Here is a 23,382-nt window from a genome sequence, read left to right on the forward strand (position 1 = left end):
AGAGATGAGTAGAGCTGAGCAGAGTCAAGGCAAGACCAAACAGGAATTGGACCGGGTTGTATTTATTGGCCGCACGTTTGAAGAGTACACGCATATGTTTGATTTGGAAATGTCGGAGCTTGCCGGCAAAAGGGTATTGGATTGCCCTTCCGGTGCGTGTTCGTTCACCGCTCACGGTTCGAAGCATGGTCTCGATATCACGGCCAGTGATATTGCCTATGATCACAAGCCGGATGACCTGGAGGCCAAGGGGCTGCAGGATATCGGGCATGCGATGGAAACGATGGAACAGGCGAAGAGTAATTATGTTTGGGACTATTACGGAGATGTGCAGGGGCTTCGTCGGCATCGCGAGCAAGCGCTCCGTGACTGCGTCCAGGATATGAGGGAGTTTCCGGATCGTTATGTCGCTGCAGTACTGCCGGAGCTGCCTTTTGCTAACGAACAGTTTCACCTGGTGCTGTCCGCCCATTTTCTGTTTATGTACAGTGACCGATTGGATTATGACTTTCATGTCCAGACGATTCGGGAGCTGCTGCGAGTGGCCTCGGAAGAGGTGCGCATCTTCCCGTTGACCGATTTATCGGGGAGTCGTTACGGCCATTTGGACCGCTTGATTCATGAGCTGGAGGCAGAAGGCTTTCGGGTAGCGGAAGTCACTGTGCCTTATGAGTTTATGAAGAACGGCAATTCGCTGCTAAGCATTCGTAAGAGATAGACAGACGTATAAAATTAAGATATAGAATGAATGTAAATACGGGAGGGGGCCGGCCAATGCCGGCTCCCTCTTTTTGCGCGGATGTCCTTTTCAGAGAGGACGCTCTTTAATCCTCTGTCTGTTCTAATTCTCCTGTCTTACAGGAGCACGGAGAATGGTTTTCATGGAGGAGGAGGCGGCTTTTCGTGGATCGGACAAATAAATCTCATGATGCAGCCCGTCCTGGACGTAATGATGCTGTTCCATGTAGGCATACATTTTCGCCAACGTATCAGGCTCCGTGCTGTAGGGGCCGATATGCATGATTTGGACGCATAGTCCCTCATGGATCGTTTCCAATACCACTTGCTGAATGGGTTCCAGATGATTTTTTTTGGAGAAGGCCCTGTCCCGCGCGGAACTTACGATCTCCGGGGTGACGAACGCCGGCATCCGAATGAGCAGCTTCCAATGCCATTCTTCTTTCGGAACCTCCAAACCGTACCGATCCGAGTTAACCCACCATTGTCCTTCAAGTTTAGGAATGGTAAAATCCTGAATTTCCGCCTTGCAATGTCCCTTAACGCCATAGGCAACGGTATACAACGCCTCGGTAGCATCCTCGAAAAGAGAGCTTTCGGGTGCCCCTTGACCTTCGAATGACAGATAGGGCAAGGGATCAAACTGCACAAGCTCAGGGGTGTTCCCGGCTGTGTAGTAGGTTTTATCGCTTTTGGCCAGATCGAGTTTAGGAAGGGTCATACGTAAATCTCTCCTTTATGGTCATGATTTACGCCTATCATAAACCAACTTCACTGACTGCATAGGAGTCAGTGAAGTTATCGAAGGATCAGTCCTCGTAATATGCGGCCAGGTCTCGGGCCGTCTCAGAGAGAATGGTTCGCAGCTGCTGAGGCTCAAGTACATTAACTCCTCTGCCATAAGAAAGCAGCAGATATGGCATGTATTGCAGCATCCAATCCGGATGCATACGGAATTCAGCTTCATCGTCAGTTCTTCTTGTGACAAGATAAGGCTGCAGGAACCACTGGTTGCATATCGCGTCCAGGACCTCGGTGAGACCTTGAAGGCGAACGGTTACCAACGTCGTTTCCTTCTCCTTCGTATTCTGATCCTGATACTCATGAATACGGCTCATGTAATCATGTACCGAGAAATGCTCCGGCATTTCAAATGTGCGGCCTGTTAAGGACAGGCTGTTCATCCGGTCTACCCGGAATACACGGAGGGCTTCCCGTTGATGGCAATAGGCAATCAAATACCATTTGCCGAGCCGGTAGATCAGCCCATAGGGATCAATGTGGCGCTCTTCCGCGGAGCCTCTGAAGGACTTCGCATATTGAAGGATCAGGGTCTCCCGACTGGCAATGGCTTGCTCTAACTCGCGCAACATAGGGTGAAGCAAGGCACTCTGGGATGGCGAGGGGATATGGATGCTGCCGACATGACGCCTCAAGTCTTCCAATTGGGATTCTTGAAGACGGTGTTCAATTTTAGTTCGTGCTTTTTCAAGAGCATCCGTAAATGGATAGTCGGCTTGTCGGGCAAGAAGCACACTATGTTCCATGGCTTTAAGCTCGGTTAGTTCGAAGAACAGCGGCACGCTTAAAAAAGAGTCGGGCAGCCTGAATCCCCCGCCATGCCCGGATTCGGATATGATGGGTACCCCACTCATACCCAGCGTATCGATATATCGGTAGACCGTTCGGACACTTAGCTCAAGTCTCTCCGCCAATTGCTCGGCTGTCATTTTTTTATGGGATCGAAGCAGCCATAGTATGGATAACAGATAGTCCAGCTTAGCCATGGACAGCACTCGCTTTCTTCATGTTATTTAGGTTAAATCCGGATTAATGAAGCTATTATAACAATCCATGAGGGGGTGTAATCAAGGGTATGAAGCCGGGATTCCAGTTATAACAAATAACAAAAGTTCAATATTGATATTGAATGATGGTTTGTTATAATGTGTTCAACAGAGAGGGGGCGTAAAGATGGGCAGTTGGGAGGAAAATCCAAGGTCTCTATGCTCATTGAACCTATGTCACATGATCAACCATTAACGAAAGAAGCCATATTGGACGCTGCCGAGCAGACGCTTCGGCGCTATGGCCCTGACAAGACCTCGGTTGTCGATGTTGCCAAGGCGCTTCAAGTGAGCCATGGATCTCTATACCGGCATTTTCCCAGCAAGGCCGCTCTGAGAGAAGCCGTAACGGAACGATGGCTGCAGCGGATTGCGGATCCGTTACAGAAGATTGCAGACGGAACGGAAGGCAGCGCCGCTGATCGCTTGCGGCTATGGACGGATACCCTCATCCGGGCCAAACGGGCTTATGTCCTTGAGGATCCCGAGATGTTTGCCATGTATACGACCGTGACGCTGGAAGCCGTCAAGGTGATTGATACGCATGTGAAGCTGTTAATCGGACAGATTGCCCAGATCATCGATCATGGCATGTTTGCCGGTGAATTTAAGCCCGGTCAGTCGGAGTCGGTGGCAAAAGCTTTTTTCATGGCAACGTCCCTGTTTCACCATCCGGCGCATGCCTCTCAGTGGACCTCGAAGGAGATTGAAGCCGATTTTGACTCGGTGTGGGCGCTATTGTTATCTGGAATCACGAAACAGTAAACAGGCGAGAATAATAGTAAGCGGGAACTAAGCAGTGCTCGCGGCCGCCGTTATGCGATACCGCAAAAGCTCCGTGGAGCTAGCGCGGTAAGATCACCACCTACGTTAAAAAGATGCTATTCTTGGCGATACTCGCATGGGATAGCGTCTTTTTTGTTCTCATTCAATTACAAATGACAAAAATATAAAATTGTCACTTGTAATTTGTTATGTGGAGACATATAATCAAATTACAAAAAAGACGTACAGATCAGAGGATCCATCTGATGAGATATTCGTACACCTAATTCACCTAATTCCTATGCGGGAGGTTGTATCATGACAAAGAGTTTATCGGGCAAGGTAGCTATCGTAACGGGAGCATCAAGAGGCATCGGGCGTGAAATTGCGGAGATGCTTGCGGAAAAAGGGGCTAAGGTGGTTGTAAACTATGCGAGCAGCCCCGCTAAAGCAGAGGAAGTGGTGAGCGCCATTAAGCAAGGCGGCGGCGAAGCTCGGGCCATTCAAGCCGATATAAGTCAGGTAGTAGCAATTGAACGTTTGTTTAGTGAAACAATCGAGGCTTATGGCGGAATCGATATTCTCGTGAACAATGCCGGCATCATGACAACCAAGCCGATTGCGGCCATGACGGAGGAAGATTTCGATCAGCAGTTTGCGATTAATGTGAAGGGGACTTATTTTGCGATCCAGCAGGCTTTTCACCATATGAATTCGGGCGGGCGTATCATCAATTTCTCGACGTCTGTAGTTGGGCAAATGTTCCCGGCATACAGCGTATATGCAGGCACGAAGGGCGCTGTGGAGCAGTTTACGCGTCAGTTAGCCAAAGAATTCGGACCCAAAGGAATTACAATTAACGCGGTGGCGCCGGGGCCGATTAATACGGAGCTCTTTACCGTAGGTAAGTCGGAGGAACAGATTGCGGGGATCGTGAGCACGAATGCTTTCGGACGTCTGGGGGAGCCGGACGATGTCGCAGGGGCCGTCCTTTTTCTGGCCGGCGAAGAATCGAAATGGATCACAGGTCAAACGATCCGCGTGAACGGCGGGTTTGTGTAATACTCGTCAATATTGCAAAAACAAAAAGGCACCGGGGGTCCGGTGCCTTTCGTTACGGGATATGGTCGATCCGTGGAGAAGGTCATAAATACGCATCAACCTACTTGTGAGTACGAGGCTTCCCCTGAATGTGGGGGAATGATCGCTATTTTCCGTAAACGTCCCTTAATCTAGGTCCTTCCACTTCAAGTCCAGCGTCGGAGGTGTATAGCTATCCATGAGCTCGAGCAGCTTGAGCGGGTCATCGGAGATGTTGATCAGGTTTAAGTGGGAGGCATTGGAGAAACCTTCTGTGATACTGTACTGAATCAGCTTCATGAACGGTTCATAATACTCCCGGACATTCAGCAGTCCGATCGGCTTCTGATGAATTCCAATTTGCGACCAGCACAATACTTCGAACAATTCCTCAAAGGTTCCAAAACCGCCCGGCATGGCGATAAACCCGTCGGACAGCTTCGCCATCGTCGCTTTGCGCTCATGCATATCCGCTACTTCAATGAGCTGGGTCAGCTCGGTATGTACAATCTCACCTTTAAACAGTCCGCTCGGCATCACACCGATAACTTCACCGCCATGCTGCAGAACGGCATTAGCTACTTCACCCATCAATCCGATTTTGGAGCCGCCGTATACGAGCTTGTATTGGTTGTGGGCAATGTGTCTGCCGAGCTCGGCAGCTTTCGCTTTATAGTCTGGGTGTTCCCCCATGTTCGATCCTGCAAATACACATATAGATTTCAATTCGCACACTCCTTGACAAGATGTTGATATTTCATTTGAGTAATTATACTATATATAGTGATTTATGTCATGGCATCGATGGACTATATTGTTAATGCTCATCAGACGGCACCTACTTATATTATGGCATACATGTTAGCATTATCATGAGTTTGTTCTTGAATTATGTAAAAAGTATAGTTAAGTCATCCCAGGGAATTGCGGAGGTAGGACAAGCATGGATATGAATGAAGCGCAGCAATGGATTAAACAGTTTTACGGGGAGCGAGGATGGACCCAGTACGGCCCCTTTATTCGCGTTGGCTTTTTGATGGAGGAGACAGGGGAAACGGCGCGTGCCGTCCGCGCTTATGAGATCGGCAGGGACCGCCCAGACGAGGAGGTTCAATCCAAGGAACAGCTCAAGCAGGATTTGGTGGAGGAGATCGGCGACGTGCTCGGCAACATTTCGCTGTTGGCGGATCTCTATGGCATTTCGCTGGAAGAAGCATTTACGGCTCATCAGCAGAAGCTGCTGAAGCGGTTTGGTTCTTAAAATGAACGAAAGCGGGGCCACTCCTATCAACAGCATGGTGGGTCGGAGTCATTGAATGGTAAATGGCAACATACATAACCGGCTGGATAGCGCATTGCAGGAGTTATGGTAATAGCCAGAAAGCCGAAAGGGTACGTCAGGGTTTGGAACAGTAAAAGGCTGCACCACAGGGTCCAATCGACCTTGGGGTACAGCCTTTTCATATTACATCTTCTAATGAGCTGGAATCATGCTAGGGTACCAGTACTTTGCGGAATTCCTGCGTTAGCAGCGGAACGATATCGAACAGATCGCCGACGATGCCGTAATCGGCTACCTTGAAGATCGGTGCCTCAGGGTCTTTGTTAATCGCAATAATGACCCGCGATTGGCTCATGCCGGCCAGATGCTGGATGGCGCCGCTAATGCCGCAGGCAATATAGATCTCGGGCGTGACCACTTTGCCGGTCTGCCCGATCTGGAGCGCGTAATCGCAGTAGCCGGCATCACAGGCTCCGCGCGATGCGCCGACGGCCCCGCCGAGCAGGTCCGCGAGCTCCTCCAGCGGCTGGAAGCCTTCCGCGCTCTTAACGCCGCGACCGCCGGAAATGACGATTTTGGCTTCCGAGAGGTCGATTTTCCCCGTGGTTTTGCGGACGACGTCCTTTACCACGGAACGAAGGGACGGAGCCGGATAAGCGATATCCTCAATGCTGGTGCTCGTTCCTTCGATGGCTTCCGCTGCAGGAATATTGTTCGGACGCACCGTGACCACCCACGGTCCGTTCTGGAAGACGCGCTTCTCAAAAGCTTTACCCGCATAGAGCGGACGCGTGAACACCGCTTCTCCACCTTCAGTCTCGATCGCGGTTACGTCGGAAATTTGCCCGGCATTCAGGGAAGCGGCGACAAGCGGTGCTAAATCGCGGCCGATGGCCGTATGTCCGAAGAGGACGGCATCGGGCTGCGCTTGACCGATGACCGCTTCAATGGCCGATATATAAGCTTCGGGATTATAGCTCTCCAGATCATCATGCTCAACCGTATAGATCGTGTCGGCACCGTAGGCTTTCAGGGCCGATACGGCCTCGGTAATATTCGAGCCTGCGACCAGAATGCGGATGCTGTCACCGTCACCAGCAATCAAACGAGCTGCACCAAGCGTCTCGAGGGCAACCTGGCGCAGCTTCCCATCTCGGTTCTCGGCATACACTAATATCGTTTTGCTCATATCATAACCTCCTAGGATCCATTTGAGATTGAAGTGAAGAGAGTCTGACGATTTAACCAGCCTGAGCAACCTAAGCGAATTCAGGAGATTTCCTCCGACCGCTGCTGCTCCGGATTTGCGAAACGTACCAAGCGAAAAGCGTGCATGACGGACATCCCGTCAACCATACAATCAGAATACATAAGGAATGATGACATGGCCCTCTGTCGGCACCGTGTAACCGCATTCAATAGTGGGAGTCAAACGGGTACAACCGTACACCCGTTCATTAGATCACTTTCGACTGGGTGCGGAGCAAGGATACCAGCTCATGTGCCACTTCGGCGGGTTCACCCTTCAGAATACGTCCGGCACCTCGCTCCGGCGGCAGGGACAGCTCGTTTTGCTTTGTTGCCGGCTGGATATCAGCTTCCGATAGCCCGAGATCATCCAGGGTCAACGTCTGAAAAGGCTTCTTCTTGGCCTTCATGATGCCAGGCAGCGATGGATAGCGGGGTTCGTTCAATCCCTGCTGTGCCGTGAAGATCGCCGGGAGCTGAACCTCCAGCACTTCAAGATCGCCTTCGGCATCCCGATGCACTTCAGCCGTGGTGCCGTTCAGCGTAAGCTTGGTAATGGAGCCGGTATGCGAAATACCGAGAAGGCTCGCCAGGCGAATAGCCACCTGACCCGAACCGCGGTCCACGGAGAAGTTGCCGCCCAGGATCAGATCCGGGCTTTCCTTGGACAAATATGCGTTCAGCACCTTGGATACCGCATATTCATCGTCCGGAATCCGCTCGTCTGCGATCAACACCGCGTCATCGGCGCCCATTGCCAGTGCTGTGCGCAGGGCCTCTGCCGTACGATCCGGTCCGACGGACAGGAGTGTCACGCTGCCGCCGTGATCATCCCTAAGTTTCACGGCTTCTTCCACCGCATATTCGTCATACGGATTGATTACGAATTTCACCCCATCCTCGGCAATCGATCCGTTCTCAATCGTAATTTTTTCCTCCGTGTCAAAGGTCTGTTTAAGCAATACCACAATCTTCATCGGTTAAACGCTCCCTTCAATATGAATATCAGCGGGACTTATTGTCCGCTGGAAACACCGTTCAGGAAAAAGCTAAGTGTCTCATCCGCCTGATCGGAGAGAGAATACTTATGGCCGGAGATCAGCCAAGAGGTTACCGCTTCATCCATCGCGCCAAAAATCAGGTTGCGCACCAGTTTGACGTTCAGATCGGAACGGAATTTCTGTTCTTTGATGCCCTGTTCCAGGATATTCTCGATCAGCACAATATATGGCTTCAATGCGCTACCGATTTCCTTGCGCAGCTCCAAATCGCTCTGCCGCAGCTCAATCTGCGTGACATAAGCAAGCTCAGGATTGCTCTCGAGCTCCGAGAAATGGATGCTGCACACCGTCCGCAGTGCTTCCACGGCGTCCGTGGTTCCTTCAACGCTTTCGTGGAATTTGCCGACCAGCTCGCCAAGCTTCTCCTGGAACAGGCGGATCAGGATATCCTCCTTCCTCTTAAAGTATAAATAGATGGTGCCGTCAGCTACGCCGGCGGCCTTGGCGATCTTGGATACTTGGGACCGGTGGTAGCCGTTCTCGGCGAATACTTTTAGGGCGCCCTGGAGAATAAGGTAGTATTTTTCATTTTTTTTACTTGTCATATGCTCACCCCGATGTTAGAATACAGTTAAAATTATGAATGAATACTCATTCATTTCTTGTATCCATCATAAAATACGTTCATGTCGTTGTCAACGATGGGTTACGAAGAAGCGCGAAGTGGATGAAGCAGATGGATCAGAGCAGCAAAATAAGGCGTTCATATCGGAGCAATAGACGGCAGTTCAACCGGAAGAAACAAGTCACTGGGTATCCGCAGGCAAGTACAGATGAGAGCGTTGTACGGATGAAGAGATGCAGCCAGAAAAGATGAAGTTCGGTTTAGCGTGGTCGGCACGGCACGATGTGGAGGTCTATTTTTGTTCTCGCAATGAAAGCGCTTCATATATTATCCCGACATGGACATATGACGAGAGTTAGGAAGGAGTGACAGGAGCTTCGGAAAATGGGACGCTGCACCAGACTACCAGAAGAAAGAAGGATTTTTTAACGCAAGGGGCTGAGAGAGATGATTCTAACCTTAATCAACGCACTGCTCTTTGTCTTGATCACCGGTTGGGCGGTGTACATGTTCGCTACGGTGGTGTATCGCCGGTACCTGTATATCCGTTTGGGCAAGCCAGCGAATCTGAAGAAGGATCTGAAGGAACGCCTGAGCCAATTCGCCATCCAGGTATTCGGACAGAGCAAGCTGTTTAAGGACCGCAAGAGCGGCATCATGCACTTTATCGTTTTTTACGGATTTATCATTTTACAGTTTGGTGCGCTCGACATCATCTGGAAGGGATTGTCCGGCTACAGCCTGCCGATCCCGGGGCACGCCGGCTTTATCCTTATGCAGGAGATTACGGTTGCGCTGATCCTGCTCGCTATCGGTTATGCGGCCTATCGCCGCTATGGCGAGAAGCTGAAACGGCTCAAGCGGGGCTGGAAGCCAAGCATTGTCGTGTTTTTCATCACCACGCTGATGGCTTCGGTGCTGCTGACGATGGCTTTTGAACGGCTCATGGAAGGACTGGCGTGGTCGGCCATGGCCCCGATCTCATCCAGCATTGCGGCGGTGTTTGCCTGGATGCCGCCGGTGGCGGTGACGGTTTGTTATTACCTGTTCTGGTGGCTGCACCTATTGATTCTGTTGTCTTTCCTCATCTATGTGCCGCAATCGAAGCATTTTCACCTCATTACAGCGCCGATCAACATTCTGGTCCGCCGCACCGATCCCCCGGGCAAGCTCAGTAAGCTGGATCTGGAGGATGAAGAGGCGGAGGAATTCGGGGTAGGCAAAATCGAGGACTTCACGCAGAAGCAGATGCTCGATTTCTATGCTTGCGTCGAGTGTGGAAGGTGCACCAACGTATGCCCGGCATCAAATACAGGCAAGCTGCTGTCGCCGATGCACATGATTGTGAAGCTTAGGGATCATCTCACGGAAAAAGGTGCCGCGCTCACCTCCAAATCAGCGTGGATGCCAGCCTCGGTGTTTGGATCGCTCGGCGTCCATACAATGGCTGCGACGGATCTGGCGCTTGTTGGCTGGAAGGGCGAGGGCATTACCGATATCGGTCCGACGATGGACGTGCAGAAGCGCTCTTGGCATCAGGTCGAGGGCGTAGACCCGAAGGACATTCAATTGATCGGCGGCGTCATGACGGAAGAAGAGATTTGGGCGTGCACGACCTGTCGCAACTGCGAGGATCAGTGCCCGGTCGCGAATGAGCATGTTGACAAAATCGTGGATCTTCGGCGTCATCTCGTTCTAATGGAGGGCAGCGTGCCGCAGGAAGGCCAGCGCGCGATGCAAAACATCGAGCGACAAGGCAACCCTTGGGGAATCAGCCGCGCGGACCGGAGCAAGTGGGTGAAGGAGGTCGACCCGGAAGGGACGTTGGATCTGAAGATTCCGACCGTGAAGGAAAACCCGGATTTCGACGTGCTGTTCTTTGTCGGCTCCATGGGCTCTTACGACAATCGCAGCCGCAAGATCACCAAGGCTTTTGTCCGGCTTATGAATGAAGCGGGTGTCAACTTCGCCATTCTCGGCAACGAGGAGAAGAATTCGGGCGATACGCCGCGCCGCATGGGCAATGAATTTCTGTTCCAGCAGCTGTGCACGGAGAACATCGAGACATTCCAGAAATACGATGTGAAACGAATCGTTACAGCTTGTCCGCATACCTTCAATATTTTGAAGAACGAGTACCCGGAGTTTGGGCTTGAAGCCGAGGTCATTCATCATACGGAGCTGCTGGACCAACTGGTGAAGGAAGGGCGTCTTCAGCCTAAATATCAGGTTCAGGAGAAAATTACTTATCATGACTCCTGCTACCTGGGACGGTATAACGATGTGTACGATCAGCCGCGCAGCGTGCTTCGCGCCATTCCTGGCGTTGAGCTCCTGGAGATGGAGCGGAATCGCGAGAACGGGATGTGCTGCGGGGCCGGCGGCGGGCAGATGTGGATGGAGGAAGACGCGGGCAAGCGCGTGAATCTGGCACGCACCGAGCAGGCGCTTGCCGTATCCCCGACGATGATCAGTTCAGCCTGTCCGTTCTGTCTGACGATGCTGGAGGACGGCGCGAAGCTGAAGGAAGTGGAAGAAAGCGTAAAAACGCGAGATATCGCGGAAATCCTGGAGTTATCCGTATTCGGTCTATCCGAAATCCATGAACAGGAGGTCGTTGTGCAATGAGTAATACCATTACCAAGGAATCCGTCAGCGGTTCCGGTATCGCAAGTCGAAACATAACCAAAGCCGCCGTGATCGGCTCGGGCGTCATGGGGTCGGGGATCGCCGCCCATCTCGCCAACGCAGGCATTCCCTGCCTGCTGCTCGACATCGTTCCAAGTTCCTTAACCGCGGAAGAGGAAAAAGCCGGATTGTCGCTGGATCATCCGAAGGTACGAAACAGGCTGGCCTCCAAAGCGATTGCCGCTCTCCCTAAATCCAGCACGGCTCCGCTGTACAGCGCTGATTTTGTGGGCCGGATCACCCCGGGCAATACCGAGGATCATCTGAGCCAGCTGAAGGATGTGGACTGGATCATTGAGGTGGTCACGGAGCGTCTGGAAATCAAGAAAAGCATCTTCAAACAGATTGAGAGCGTGCGTAAAGAAGGGGCGATCGTCAGCACGAATACCTCCGGCATTTCCGTTAATGCGATGGTCGAGGACTGCAGCGAGGAATTCCGCAGCCACTTCCTGGGGACCCATTTCTTCAATCCGCCGCGTCATATGAAGCTGCTGGAGATTATCCCGGGCTTTGATACCGATCCGGACATTACGAAGTTTATGGTTGAATTCTGCACGAAGCGCCTTGGTAAAGGGGTAGTGCTGGCGAAAGATACGCCGAACTTCATCTCGAACCGGATCGGCACCTACGGTCTCCTGGTCACATTGCAAGAGATGGTGAAGAACAGCTATACCGTGGAGGAAGTGGATGCAGCCACCGGGCCTGTGCTGGGGCGTCCGAAGAGCGCCACCTTCCGTACGCTGGATTTGGTTGGCATCGATACGTTTGTCCATGTGGCCCGAAATGTGTACGACTCCGTGCCGGACGGGAACGAGAGGGATGTGTTCACCGTTCCCGATGTCATGAATGAACTCGTCACCCGCGGCTGGATCGGTGAGAAGGGCGGCCAGGGATTCTATAAAAAAGTAAAGAGCGAACAAGGCAGCAAAATCTTATCGCTTAACCTGTCCACGATGGAGTACAATCCGAGCGCCAAAGTGAGCTCCGCTTCCATCGAAGCCGCCAAAGCGGTGAAGGGAGCCAAGCGAAAGATCAAGGCATTCCTCGGTACGCAGGACCGTTACTCGGAACTGGCTTGGAATGTATTGAAGCAAGTGCTTGTATATGCGGCCGATAAGTTGGGAGAAATCGCCGATTCCATTCAGGACATTGACAACGCGATGAAATGGGGCTTCAACTGGGAGCTCGGTCCATTCGAGACGTGGGATCTGATCGGACTGCCTGAATCCGTGCAGCGTATGGAAGCAGAGGGCATGACGGTTCCGGCTTGGGTGAAGGATTGGATTGCCGCCGGCAACAAGTCCTTCTATCAGCAGAAGGACGGCGGAGTGTTCCATTATTTCAAAGGTGAGTATAAGGGTGTAGAGGTTCAGCCTGAGCTGATCTCGCTGCAAGCGCTCAAATCGCAAAACCGGGTCATTCGCTCGAACACGGGGGCGAACCTGATCGACATTGGGGATGGCATAGCGTGTCTTGAATTCACTTCCCCGAACAATGCAATCGGTGCCGATATTCTGGTCATGATCCAGCAGAGCGTAGAAGAGGTTCGGGCGAATTATCGCGGGCTGGTGCTCGCGAACGAAGGCCGCAACTTCTGCGTCGGCGCCAATCTGATGCTCATGCTGATGGAAGCGCAGAGCGGGGACTGGGATGAGGTGGATGACATCATTCGTCTGTTCCAAGGCAGCATGATGAAGCTGAAGGCGCTGGAGAAGCCGGTTGTGGCTGCGCCTCACCGGATGACGCTGGGCGGCGGCGTGGAAGCGTGCCTGCCTGCCGACCGGATCATCTTCTCGGCGGAGACCTATTTCGGCCTGGTGGAGACGGGCGTCGGCCTCATTCCGGCAGGCGGCGGCTGCAAGGAGCTGGCGCTCATGACCAGCAACCGCCATCCCGACAAGGATAGTGACCTCCAACCGGAGATCAACAAAATCTTCGAGATGGTGGCGATGGCGAAGGCATCGACCAGCGGACATGAAGCGATCCGCATGGGGTATGGGCGGAGCGGGGATTCGGTGGTCATGAACCAGGACTACCGAATCTATGAAGCGAAGCAAGCGGTGTTAGAGATGGACCGGGCAGGCTATGTTCCGCCGCAGCCGGGCAAAGCCCGCGTTGTCGGACGTGATGGCCGGGCCGTGCTCCAGATGGGCGCCATCGACATGAAGCGCAGCGGTTATATCAGCGATCACGATCTGTTGATCGCGAAGAAGCTGGCGCACATCCTGACGGGCGGCGATGTTCCTGCGGGAACCGTGGTGAGCGAGCAGCATCTGCTCGACCTGGAGCGCGAAGCCTTCCTCAGCCTGCTCGGCGAAGTCAAAACCCAGCAGCGCATGCAGCATATGCTGGCGAAAGGTAAGCCGCTGCGGAATTAGGGCTTTAAGAGCTGCTTCAGCTAAGAGTTATATCATCATTCGCAACGTGCGATTCACCAAATCGACGGGTGCATGCAGTACATGGTGGCATGGTGGTGGCAGGTTATCCGTGCTGGTGAAGTTGGATGATGGAGGCTCTTTAATCAGTTCCACCCGTTACGAATTCATTTCACGGCCGATTAGCGGCCGGCAATCATAAACGGTATTTGATCCAACCATTTTAAGTTGATGAGGTGAATGGCATGAGAGAAGCAGTCATAGTATCCCTAGCCCGCACCCCGGTGGGGAAGGCGAAGAAGGGCGGTTTTGCCCAGACGCGCGTAGAGGATCTCGGCAAAGCCGTACTGGAAGCCGTCATTGAGCGTGCGCCGGGCCTAAAAAAAGAGGACGTCGAGGACATCATCCTCGGCTGCGCGATGCCGGAAGGCGAGCAAGGCCTTAACGTTGCGCGGATTATCTCGCTGTATGCGGGTTATCCGGTCACAGTACCCGCGCTGACCGTCAATCGCTTCTGTTCGTCTGGACTTCAGGCGATCGCTTTTGCGGCAGAGCGCATTATGCTCGGCCATGCCGAGGTGATCGTTGCCGGCGGCGTCGAGAGCATGAGCCATGTGCCGATGACCGGCTTCAAGCCGGCGCCGCATCCGACGATTGTCGAAGAGATGTCAGAAGTGTACATCGGCATGGGGCATACCGCGGAAGAGGTGGCTCGTCGCTTCGGCATCACCCGTGAGGCGCAGGATGCCTTCGCGGCCAGCAGTCACCGCAAAGCTGCCGCCGCCATCGCGGAAGGCAAGTTCCGGGACGAGATTGTACCGGTGAACGTAACGCTGGCTGCGGCCGACGAGCAGGGCAAGGTGCGCAGCAAAACCTTTGCCTTCGATACGGATGAAGGGGTCCGGCCGGACACAACCCCGGATGTGTTGGCCAAATTGAAGCCAGCCTTTGCCCTCGGCGGCTCGGTTACCGCGGGCAACGCGTCGCAGACGAGTGACGGCGCGGCGGCCGTAGCCGTCATGAGTCGAGAGAAAGCGGAGGAGTTGGGCCTTACCCCGCTGGCTACCTTCAAATCGTTTGCCCTGGCAGGCGTAGAGCCGGAGATTATGGGCGTCGGCCCCGTTGAAGCGATCCCGAAGGCCCTCCGCATGGCGGGCATCGAGTTGGATCAAGTGGATGTGTTCGAGATTAACGAAGCGTTCGCTTCGCAATGTCTCCACATCATCCGCGCCCTTAATATCGATGAGAGCAAGGTCAACGTCAATGGCGGCGCCATTGCGCTCGGCCATCCACTCGGCTGCACCGGTGCCAAGCTGACCGTCAGCCTCATCTCGGAGTTGGCCCGCCGCGGCGGCGGCTACGGCGTCGTGAGCATGTGCATCGGCGGCGGCATGGGCGCCGCGGGGGTGTTCGAGGTGCATGCTGCTGGGGCTTAAGGAGTGGGTTGTGGCGAGAAGAAATTTCCTTCCATACCCCAAAGGGGCTTGGGGAGGGATTCCCGCATTAGTCCTTGCAGCTGCTCAGCGTGGTTCGATTCGCGCTATAAGTCCTCAAGGGACTAGTAGCTCCCGAGCAAGGACTATGGAAAGTTAGCTCAGCAATGCCTCTGATTGTATTCGATGAACCAGATCGAGGTTTTCGATATCTAAGTTCAATGATCTTCTAATGATGCATGACTAGCCAATTCACACTGAGATGTAGTCTTAGTGCGGTGTCCGTTCCGTACCCGGACCGGACACCGCACCACTCACTCCAACCACAGGGGAGTGCAAGGATAGCCGTCGGTACGGCTCAGGACCTGAGTGCTCTAGCCTAGCGGAGAGGGCGGAATTGTACTGGAGAAACGAAGTGGTCGCCTTTGAGTTTGGATTTCTTCTACTTATAGAGCCATTCATTGAAATCCAAACTCAACAGCGATCGGAAGTACAATCCGCACGCGGAGCGGCCACTATTGCACCACAGTCACGCATACATCATCCATGATCAACCAGCAAGTCGCAACCCAGCAATACCAAGGCAGTCCTTGCACTCCACCTTAATCCGCATTCCGAAAGGGGAAACCAATCATGAGCGATAACCAAACCAAAGAACCGAAAATCAAAGGCGGCAGCTTTGTCATCGATAATCCCGATATGCAGCGCATCCTGACACCTGAGGATTTCACGGAAGAGCACCGCATGATCGGCGAGACGGTGCGTGATTTTATCGATGGGGAAATCGTGCCGCACGATGAAGAGCTGGAGAAGCTCAATTACGAGATGACGGTAGATCTGCTTCGCAAAGCAGGCGAGCTGGGCCTGCTCGGAGCCGATGTGCCGGAGCCGTTCGGCGGGATCGGTCTGGATAAAGTCAGCTCCACGATTATTAACGAAAACTTGGCGAAGGGATCGTCCTTTGCGCTTTCCTTCGGGGCTCATGTCGGGATCGGTACACTGCCGATCGTGTTCTTCGGCACGACCGAGCAGAAACAGAAGTACCTGCCGGATCTGTCGACTGGCGCGAAAATCGCGGCTTATTGCTTGACGGAGCCAACCTCCGGCTCGGATGCGCTGGGTGCCAAAACGACGGCACGCCTGTCGGATGACGGAGACTATTATATTTTGAACGGATCGAAGCTATATATAACTAACGCCGGATTTGCGGATATCTTTATCGTCTACGCCAAGATTGATGGAGAGCACTTCACAGCGTTCATTGTCGAGAAGGAGATGGACGGCTTTACGCTCGGACCGGAGGAGAAGAAGATGGGTATCAAGGGCTCGTCGACGCGTCCGCTCTTTTTCGAAGATGTGAAGGTGCCGAAGGAGAACCTGCTCGGCGAGATCGGTAAGGGCCACCGGATTGCCTTCAACATCCTGAACATCGGCAGGTACAAATTGGCAGCCGGCACCGTCGGTGCGGCAAAGGAATCCATCGAGCTGAGCGCGAAATATGCTAACACCCGTAAACAGTTCGATACGCCGATCTCGCAGTTCCCGCTCATGCGCAAGAAGCTGGCCGAGATGAACATCACCACCTTCGTGATGGAAAGTATGGTGTACCGTACGGCAGGTCTGCTGGAGGAAGCGATGCAGGACATCGATTACAACAACGAGGATGCCGGAATCCACTCGGCTGCCGCGATCTCCGACTATGCCATTGAATGCTCGATCAACAAGGTGTACTGTTCGGAAGGACTGGATAACGTAGCAGACGAAGCGGTGCAGATTCACGGGGGCTATGGGTATATCCAAGAGTACAAAGTGGAACGCATCTATCGGGACTCCCGCATCAACCGCATCTTTGAAGGCACGAACGAGATCAACCGGCTCCTGATTCCGGGCACGCTCGTGAAGAAGGCCATGAAAGGTGAAATCGCACTCCTGCAAAAAGCCCAAGGTCTCCAGGGTGAGCTGCTGCAGCTGGTACCTGGTCAAACCTTTGAAGGCACACTGGAGCAGGAAGCGCACTTCCTGGACATGAGCAAGAAGATTTTCCTCCTCGCAGGCGGCTTGGCGGTACAGAAGTTCGGCACGAAGCTGGAGAAAGAGCAGGAGGCCTTGTCTAATCTGGCGGATATGATGATTGATATTTATGCCCTCGAGAGTGCGCTGCTGCGTACCCGCAAGCAAATCGAACGCACCTCGGAGGAAAAGGCAGCCAGCATGATCGAGATGACGCAGGTGTTTGCATACGAGGCGTTCCAGCGCATTGAAGCACTCGCAAAAGAGACGCTGGCCTCGGTGGAAACCGGTGATATGCTGCGCATGCAGCTGTCGGTGCTCAAGAAACTGACGCGTTGCACGCCGGTCGATACGGTGGCCCTCAAGCGCAGCATCGCGGCCCGTGTCGTCAAGAACGAACGGTACACCGTGTAGCATCCGGCACCGAAAGAGATGTGAATGTAGCCTGAAAAGAGAGAGATTTTTCTTGGAGTAGGAAAGAAGGAGCATTCCTTAGGAAAGGGTTGGTTTTGTATGGATACAAAGCCTTGGCTGCCGTTTTATCCGCCCGAAGTAGCCCCCGCTTTTGATTATCCGAAACAGAATTTGGCATCATTTCTCGTGACGTCGGCACAGAAATTTCCGAATCGGCCGGCCATGTATTTCATGGGCAAAACGATCAACTATAGGAGTTTGCTGGAGTCGTCCTATCGTATGGCGAACGCGCTCCGCAGCAAAGGGATTAAGAAGGGCGACCGGGTAGCGATTATGCTGCCCAACTGCCCACAGGTAGTGATTTCGTATTATGGCGTGCTGCTCGCAGGAGCCGTGGCCGTCATGACCAACCCGCTCTATATGGAGCGGGAAATTGCGCATCAGATGAAGGATTCCGGTGCCAAGATCATTATCACGATGGATATGTTCGTGTCCCGTGTTGAAAAAGTCATCGAGGAGACGGACCTGGAACATATGATCGTCACATCTGTGGCGGACTATCTGCCGTTCCCCAAGAATCTCCTCTACCCGATTAAAGCCAAGAAGGAGGGTCCCCTTCCGGTCGTCAACTATGGAAGCCGCGTCCATGCCTTCAAAAAGCTGCTCGCCAGTGCGCCGAATGACCCGATCTGTGAATCCGTGAAGGCGGAGAAGGACTTGGCCCTGCTCCAGTATACCGGTGGCACGACCGGTGTTCCCAAAGGCGTCATGCTGACGCATATGAATCTGATCGCTAACACCGTGCAGTCCGCGAACTGGTGCTTTCAGGTGGAGGATGGGAAGGAGCGCTATTTGGCGGTTCTCCCCTGTTTTCACGTGTTCGGGCTGACGGTGCTGCTTAACCAGGCGATCTACCGTGCCGGTATGCTGATATTGGTACCGAAATTCGAAGTGACGATGATTCTGAACCTGATCAAAAAAATGAAGCCGACGCTCTTCCCGGGCGCGCCGACCATGTATATCGCACTGATTAATCACCCACGGATCAAGGAATATGATCTGTCGTCGATCAATGCTTGTGTCAGCGGCTCTGCCGGGCTTCCGGTCGAGGTGCAGGATAAGTTCGAGGAGCTGACCAAAGGGCGGCTGATCGAAGGCTACGGCTTGACCGAAGCTTCCCCGGTTACCCATGTAAATCCGATCTGGGGAAGGCGCAAAATCGGCACCATTGGCGTACCTGTTCCGGATACGGATGCCAAGGTGGTCGATCCCGACACGGGGGAAGAAATGCCCATCGGCGAGCCTGGCGAGCTGATCGTGAAAGGACCGCAGGTGATGATCGGGTACTGGAACCGACCGGAGGACACGTTCGACACGCTGCGTAACGGCTGGCTGTTCACGGGCGATATGGCAACGATGGACGAAGAGGGGTATTTTACGATCATCGATCGAAAGAAAGATATGATCATTGCAAGCGGTTTCAATATATACCCTCGGGAGATCGAGGAAGTGCTGTATGAGCATCCATCCGTGAAGGAAGCCGTCGTGGTCGGAACGAAGGACGATTATCGCGGCGAAAGCGTGAGAGCTTATATTGTGCTGAAGGATGGCGCGTCTCCGGACCCTTCGGGCCTTGAGAAGTTTTGCCGCAGTCAGCTGGCTGCCTATAAGGTTCCGCGCGAGTACGTGTTCCGTGATTCGCTGCCGAAGACGATGGTAGGCAAGGTGCTGCGCCGCAAGCTGCTGGAGGAGGAAGAGGAAGGCAGAACGGGCTGATGCGCAGAATAGCGGAGTAGGCACGATAAGCGATTCATGTTATCCCGCTGGAATGGATACAGTACTAACGACGTCAGAAGAAAAAAGGAGGCGGCCTGATGAATCATACCAATGCCAATCCGGAGACGAAGGCTGGACAGCCGGAATTAGACCGGGAGGCGTACATTGAAGCCATGACCCAAGCGGCGGAGCCCACCTTCTGGGGATATCTCGGCTGCAAGCTTGCGTCTGCCAGCTCGGAGGCGGTTGTTGTGACGCTGGATGCCCAGCCTCATCATATGAATATGGCGGGCATCGTGCATGGCGGCGTACTCTCCTCATTGATGGATAACGCCATGGGCATTGCCGTCATGCTGGAGCGTCCTGGCGAATCAACGGTGACGAGCAATTTGAATGTGCATTTTGTCATGCCAGCCAGAGCAGGTATCCTCACCGTAACGGCAAGCATCGTGCATCAGACGCACCGTTCGGTCACGACGGAATGCAGAATTACGAACGAGAAGGGCGAACTTGTGGCGATCAGCACAGGGTCCTTCCGAGTGAAATAAAGCAGCCTTGGCTGCTATGAAACAGGTGGTCTGCCAACGTTGGAGGGGCAGGCCATTTATTTTTTTGGTGAGCTGGAAATTTTGTGGGTGAGTAGTTTGAGTAACTATTGATCAGTAGCTTCCCGTCAATTGAGCTTATGACAGGAGGGGTGCTAACCCCCGTCCTCCCACACCACCGTACATGCGGGTCCGCATACGGCGGTTCCAAAAGGTTAACAAAGCTCCAGATCCACCTGGTACGGGGTCTTCTTTATGGGATTAAAGCAAAGAAGCGGAGATGGCATGTTCGTGGTTGGAGTTATGAAGTGATTCCCCCTTACTCCTTGTCAGGTCGATAAAGCTGTGGTACAATGAGAATGCTGTTTTTCATGTAGAATCTAGAATGTCTCTTAAGATAATAAATTCAGATGTTTACATACGTAGGAGGTGGAAGTCATGGTTGTATTTTTTGAAGTGTTGCTTGTTATTTTCTCCATCGGGTTGATTACTGTCGTTCTTCTCCAAAAAGGGAAAAGCGCAGGTCTTGCCGGTGCCATCTCCGGCGGTGCGGAACATCTTTTTGGTAAAACAAAGGCTCGCGGTATGGATCTCGTACTGCAGCGTACAACGGTAGGTCTTGCAGCAGGATTTATGATTTTGGCCATCGTTGTTGCTATGTTGAAATAACAATGAACATTACCCTCGCTTTTTCACTCTTGGAAGAGCGGGGGTTTTTTATTTGCCTGAATTTTGGAATACATAGGTTAAGACGGTGTTCGGAAGGATACCGGAGATTAAATTCGTGTATACTAGGGTATGAGTATATGAAGGTAAAGAATGGATAGCGGAACGATGAAATTGCAGGTTCCCCGAGGTGATAATGATGATAACTGAAGAAATATTACTGAATTTTATGCGGGAAACTGCATACAAACCGATGACGTACCAGGAATTGGAGCAGCATTTTGCCATTAAGGATGCTCATGAATTCAGGGAATTCTTGAAGCTGCTGAATGAACTTGAACAATCCGGAAAAATCATTCTGACCAGCACCCAGCGTTATGGTGTGCCGGAACGGATGAATTTGCTGCGCGGACGTCTGCAGGCACATGCAAAGGGGTTTGCCTTCTTGATTCCTGATGATCGCGAGCACCCGGATGTGTACATTCATGCCAATGACTTGAAGAGTGCGATGAATGGAGATATCGTGCTTATCCGGATCAGTTCCAAACAGAACGATGGCGGCAAAATGGAAGGCGAAGTGGTCCGTATCGTGACGCGCGCCGTCACCCAAGTCGTGGGTGTATACCAGAACCATGAAGCCTATGGCTTCGTGCTGCCGGATGACAAGCGGATCAACCGGGATATTTTTATTCCGAAGCATGCGATTAACGGAGCCGTTGATGGCGTGAAGGTCGTCGTAAAGCTGGTGAGCTATCCGGAAGGAAGAGCTGCGGCAGAGGGCGAAGTGGTGGAGATTCTGGGTCACAAGGACGATCCGGGCGTCGACATTCTGTCCATTATCCGCAAGCATCAGCTGCCGGAGGGATTTCCGGAGGAAGTGCTGGCCGAGGCGGATGGAGCGCCCGATGCCATTACGGAAGATGAGATTGTGCAGCAGGGACGCCGTGATTTGCGTGGCTTGAACATTGTGACGATTGATGGCGAAGATGCCAAGGATCTCGATGATGCGGTGAATGTAGAACGTCTGCCGAACGGAAACTACCGTCTGGGCGTTCACATTGCCGATGTCAGCTATTACGTCCGCGAGCGCTCCGAGCTGGATAAGGAAGCTTACGATCGCGGCTGCAGCGTGTATTTGGTGGATCGGGTCATTCCGATGCTGCCGCATCGTCTGTCCAACGGGATTTGCAGCTTGAATCCGCAGGTGGATCGTCTGACGATGTCCTGTGAAATGGAATTCAACGAGCAGATGAAAGTCGTGAAGCACGATATCTTCACCAGTGTTATTCGTACGAAAGAACGGATGACGTACAACAATGTACGCAAAATCCTGATCGATGAGGATCCGGAGCTGATCGAGCGTTACAGTGACCTCGTGGAGGATTTCCGCTTGATGCGCGAGCTGGCACTGAAGCTGCGGAACCGCCGGATGCGCCGTGGCGCGGTGGATTTTGATTTTGTGGAATCCAAGGTCATTGTGGACGAGAATGGCAAAGCCGTGGATATCGTCAAAAGAGAACGTTCCATTGCGGAGCAGATCATTGAGGAATTCATGCTGGCAGCTAACGAAACCGTGGCAGAGCATTTCCATTGGATGAAAGTACCGTTCATCTACCGGATCCATGAGGACCCGGATCAGGAGAAGCTGCAGAACTTTATGGCGTTCGCGGCCAATTTCGGGCATCAGGTGAAGGGACGGGGCAACTCGATCCATCCGCGCGCCCTGCAAAACCTGCTGGAAGCCATTCAAGGCACGAAGGAGCAAACGGTGCTCAGCACGATGATGCTCCGTTCGATGAAGCAGGCGAAATATGATGCGGAGAGCACGGGCCACTTCGGTCTTGCTGCGGAATATTACTCCCACTTTACGTCTCCGATTCGGCGTTATCCCGATCTGGTCATTCATCGGGTCATCCGAGAAGTACTGGAAAGCGGCGGCGCGCTCGATGAGAAGCGTCATGAGCATCTGGCCGGCCGGATGGCTGACATCGCTCAGCAATCCTCCGAGCGCGAGCGTGTGGCTGTGGATGCAGAGCGGGATACGGAAGCGCTCAAGAAAGCCGAGTTCATGCTGGATAAGGTCGGAGAAGAGTTCGAAGGCATCATCAGCAGCGTGACCAGCTTCGGCATGTTCATTGAACTGGAGAACACGGTCGAAGGCTTGATTCGTCTCAGCGCGATGACCGACGATTATTATCACTTCGATGAGGGCCATATGGCGCTGATCGGGGAGCGGACCTCGAAGGTATACCGCATCGGTGATGATGTGAAGGTTCGCGTGGCGAAGGTGAACATGGACGATCACACCATCGATTTTGAGATGGTGGATATGAAGCCGCGCCGTCAAGGGCGCGGCGAAGGCGACCGCGGCGGCAACGGCGGCCGCGGATTTGGTGCCCGCGATGGCGCGGCCCGCGGGGGTAAGGGCCGCGGCGGTAAGCGCGGCGCGGCTGAAGGCGGCGTGCCAGGCGGACGCCGCAGTGACAGCGCCGGCGGCCAGGGTGGCCGCGGCAAGCGCAGCGGCGAGGCGCCAGCTGGAGCGGGCGCTGCTGCTGGTGCTGGTGCCGACGAGCAGCAGGCGTCGAACTTCGCCTTTGGCTCCGGCAAAGGCGGATACAGTTCCGCAGGCGGCGGTGCGCTAGGCTTTGACCGTAACGCTCGCAGCTCTGGCGGTGCCGGCGGGAAGAACCGGCGCAAGAAGACGGCGGGCAGCGGCATTTTCATCGGCGAAGGTCCAACTCCAGGCGGCAATGCTGGAGGCAACCCCGGCGGCGGGGGTGCCCGCAAACGGAAGAGCAAGGGCGGAAACGGCACAGCCGCTTTTGTCCGGAAGAAGAAAAAGTAAGCTCTTCCTCCTGATCTAACGCTGGAGGCGCTTGCCCCACCTTG

General features: G+C 53.4%; 19 protein-coding genes. 13 read left to right on the forward strand and 6 right to left on the reverse strand.

All coding sequences use genetic code 11. The features are described from left to right. The first annotated feature begins 4 nt into the window (after positions 1-4). Positions 5-718, forward strand: coding sequence for a class I SAM-dependent methyltransferase (locus J7E85_RS25105; RefSeq protein WP_215162686.1), 714 nt, complete (start codon positions 5-7; stop codon positions 716-718). Positions 719-841: 123 nt separating this feature from the next. Here J7E85_RS25105 and J7E85_RS25110 read toward each other — a convergent pair whose 3' ends face one another. Beyond that, the gene (locus J7E85_RS25110; RefSeq protein WP_215162711.1) at positions 842-1,459 is read right to left on the reverse strand and encodes a GyrI-like domain-containing protein; all 618 of its coding nucleotides are present in this window, start codon (positions 1,457-1,459) and stop codon (positions 842-844) included. A gap of 88 nt (positions 1,460-1,547) precedes the next feature. Beyond that, the gene (locus J7E85_RS25115; protein ID WP_215162713.1) at positions 1,548-2,525 is read right to left on the reverse strand and encodes a helix-turn-helix transcriptional regulator; all 978 of its coding nucleotides are present in this window, start codon (positions 2,523-2,525) and stop codon (positions 1,548-1,550) included. A 234-nt stretch (positions 2,526-2,759) separates the two neighbouring features. On the opposite strand from J7E85_RS25115, the gene J7E85_RS25120 reads away from it, so the two are divergent. Together J7E85_RS25120 and J7E85_RS25125 are read left to right on the forward strand one after the other, a co-directional pair. Then, positions 2,760-3,350, forward strand: a complete 591-nt coding sequence (locus J7E85_RS25120; RefSeq protein WP_251036035.1) for a TetR/AcrR family transcriptional regulator — start codon at positions 2,760-2,762, stop codon at positions 3,348-3,350. Positions 3,351-3,668: 318 nt separating this feature from the next. Beyond that, on the forward strand, positions 3,669-4,412 hold the full coding sequence (locus tag J7E85_RS25125; RefSeq protein WP_215162715.1) for an SDR family oxidoreductase: 744 nt from the start codon (positions 3,669-3,671) through the stop codon (positions 4,410-4,412). A 165-nt stretch (positions 4,413-4,577) separates the two neighbouring features. On the opposite strand, the gene J7E85_RS25130 is transcribed toward J7E85_RS25125, so the two are convergent. Then, the gene (locus J7E85_RS25130) at positions 4,578-5,156 is read right to left on the reverse strand and encodes an LOG family protein (RefSeq protein ID WP_215162722.1); all 579 of its coding nucleotides are present in this window, start codon (positions 5,154-5,156) and stop codon (positions 4,578-4,580) included. 217 nt (positions 5,157-5,373) lie between these two features. On the opposite strand from J7E85_RS25130, the gene J7E85_RS25135 reads away from it, so the two are divergent. After that, on the forward strand, positions 5,374-5,691 hold the full coding sequence (locus J7E85_RS25135; RefSeq protein WP_098741415.1) for a MazG nucleotide pyrophosphohydrolase domain-containing protein: 318 nt from the start codon (positions 5,374-5,376) through the stop codon (positions 5,689-5,691). Between the two features lie 232 nt (positions 5,692-5,923). Here the strand turns inward: J7E85_RS25135 and J7E85_RS25140 are convergent, their stop codons facing one another. The 3 genes from J7E85_RS25140 to J7E85_RS25150 form a co-directional block, all read right to left on the reverse strand. Continuing rightward, on the reverse strand, positions 5,924-6,901 hold the full coding sequence (locus J7E85_RS25140) for an electron transfer flavoprotein subunit alpha/FixB family protein (protein ID WP_215162724.1): 978 nt from the start codon (positions 6,899-6,901) through the stop codon (positions 5,924-5,926). A gap of 268 nt (positions 6,902-7,169) precedes the next feature. Beyond that, the gene (locus J7E85_RS25145; protein ID WP_215162726.1) at positions 7,170-7,937 is read right to left on the reverse strand and encodes an electron transfer flavoprotein subunit beta/FixA family protein; all 768 of its coding nucleotides are present in this window, start codon (positions 7,935-7,937) and stop codon (positions 7,170-7,172) included. Positions 7,938-7,975: 38 nt separating this feature from the next. Then, complete coding sequence (locus J7E85_RS25150) at positions 7,976-8,566, reverse strand: fatty acid metabolism transcriptional regulator FadR (RefSeq protein ID WP_215162728.1); 591 nt, start codon at positions 8,564-8,566, stop codon at positions 7,976-7,978. A gap of 467 nt (positions 8,567-9,033) precedes the next feature. Between J7E85_RS25150 and J7E85_RS25155 the strand changes: the two genes are divergently transcribed. The 9 genes from J7E85_RS25155 (at position 9,034) to rnr (ending at position 23,338) form a co-directional block, all read left to right on the forward strand. Next, entirely contained in the window at positions 9,034-11,214 is a 2,181-nt protein-coding gene (locus J7E85_RS25155; RefSeq protein ID WP_215162730.1) for a (Fe-S)-binding protein, read from the forward strand. Continuing rightward, a complete protein-coding gene (locus J7E85_RS25160; RefSeq protein WP_215162732.1) occupies positions 11,211-13,652 on the forward strand; it encodes a 3-hydroxyacyl-CoA dehydrogenase/enoyl-CoA hydratase family protein in 2,442 nt (813 codons plus the stop codon). The genes J7E85_RS25155 and J7E85_RS25160 overlap by 4 nt, the downstream gene beginning before the upstream one ends. A gap of 46 nt (positions 13,653-13,698) precedes the next feature. After that, positions 13,699-13,851 carry a hypothetical protein gene (locus J7E85_RS25165; RefSeq protein ID WP_215162734.1) on the forward strand — a complete coding sequence of 51 codons (153 nt, stop codon included), beginning with the start codon at positions 13,699-13,701 and terminating at the stop codon, positions 13,849-13,851. 43 nt (positions 13,852-13,894) lie between these two features. After that, complete coding sequence (locus tag J7E85_RS25170; protein ID WP_215162736.1) at positions 13,895-15,085, forward strand: acetyl-CoA C-acyltransferase; 1,191 nt, start codon at positions 13,895-13,897, stop codon at positions 15,083-15,085. A 630-nt stretch (positions 15,086-15,715) separates the two neighbouring features. Then, positions 15,716-17,506: an acyl-CoA dehydrogenase family protein gene (locus tag J7E85_RS25175; RefSeq protein ID WP_215162738.1), complete on the forward strand. Its 1,791-nt coding sequence runs from the start codon at positions 15,716-15,718 to the stop codon at positions 17,504-17,506. A gap of 99 nt (positions 17,507-17,605) precedes the next feature. Next, positions 17,606-19,282 carry a long-chain-fatty-acid--CoA ligase gene (locus tag J7E85_RS25180; protein WP_215162740.1) on the forward strand — a complete coding sequence of 559 codons (1,677 nt, stop codon included), beginning with the start codon at positions 17,606-17,608 and terminating at the stop codon, positions 19,280-19,282. 98 nt (positions 19,283-19,380) lie between these two features. Continuing rightward, positions 19,381-19,830, forward strand: coding sequence for a PaaI family thioesterase (locus J7E85_RS25185; RefSeq protein WP_215162742.1), 450 nt, complete (start codon positions 19,381-19,383; stop codon positions 19,828-19,830). 435 nt (positions 19,831-20,265) lie between these two features. Continuing rightward, entirely contained in the window at positions 20,266-20,496 is a 231-nt protein-coding gene (gene secG, locus J7E85_RS25190; protein WP_009593367.1) for a preprotein translocase subunit SecG, read from the forward strand. A gap of 196 nt (positions 20,497-20,692) precedes the next feature. Continuing rightward, positions 20,693-23,338, forward strand: a complete 2,646-nt coding sequence (gene rnr / locus J7E85_RS25195) for a ribonuclease R (RefSeq protein ID WP_215162763.1) — start codon at positions 20,693-20,695, stop codon at positions 23,336-23,338. The last annotated feature ends 44 nt before the right edge of the window (positions 23,339-23,382 follow it).

Source organism: Paenibacillus sp. ISL-20 (assembly GCF_018613005.1).
In the GTDB taxonomy this organism is placed as follows: domain Bacteria; phylum Bacillota; class Bacilli; order Paenibacillales; family Paenibacillaceae; genus Paenibacillus_AQ.